The organism is Campylobacter sp. B0100352/1 (genome assembly GCF_020135855.1).
In the GTDB taxonomy this organism is placed as follows: domain Bacteria; phylum Campylobacterota; class Campylobacteria; order Campylobacterales; family Campylobacteraceae; genus Campylobacter_D; species Campylobacter_D taeniopygiae.
Genome location: NZ_JACHTP010000084.1, coordinates 1 through 740 on the forward strand (window position 1 = coordinate 1; position 740 = coordinate 740).

Consider the following 740-nt stretch of genomic DNA (forward strand, 5'->3'; position numbering starts at 1 on the left):
GTCAGATGATAACATATAGGTATGGTACTGGAGAAATCTTTAAAGATATTCTAATTTTTTTTAAAACCAAACAATACTATATTTACAATCAGGACTATCAAGATTATCAAAAATTTACATCCTATGGTTTAGATTTCAAACTTTATAGTAAAGATTTTATCGCTAAACTTGATTTTAAAGATAAGGCCTATAATACACTTTATAATACAGGAGTTTAAATGGCAGATGATATTATATCTGGTATTATACTTTCTATTTTTATGGGTTTAATTTTATTTTCTATGATCTTTATTGCTGTAATCATTCATTTTACAGCTCTAAGTAGTGTTCTTATTATATTTTCTATTTTAAATTATTGGATGAGAATTAATATAAAAGAATCTGTAAAATCTTATTTTTTAACATTTTTTATTATTTTTCTTATTACCATCATCATAGGATTTTATATAACTTATGGTGTTGATAATGTAGGACATTTTGTACTGGTTGATCCTCCAGAAGTTGAAAAATTATCACCACAAGAATATAAAGCATATAATTATTTTAAATTTTTAACTTTTACAACTATGTTTTTTTTTATAAACACATTTATTATGTTTCTTTGTTTATTACAAGCTTATTTTTTTAAATGCTATAGCACAGGAGAAAAACGTAAAAAAATAAGTTGGCTCATAGGGTTTGTGTGCAATGTTTTTATATTAATTGCGAGTGCGTATACAGTACGGTTTGGATTATTTTAA

General features: G+C 23.9%; 1 protein-coding gene and 1 pseudogene. Both read left to right on the top strand.

The window, feature by feature from the left end; genetic code table 11:
- Positions 1-218, top strand: a pseudogene (locus tag H2279_RS08630) (hypothetical protein); the annotation flags it as partial.
- Complete coding sequence (locus H2279_RS08635; RefSeq protein WP_337196288.1) at positions 219-740, top strand: hypothetical protein; 522 nt, start codon at positions 219-221, stop codon at positions 738-740.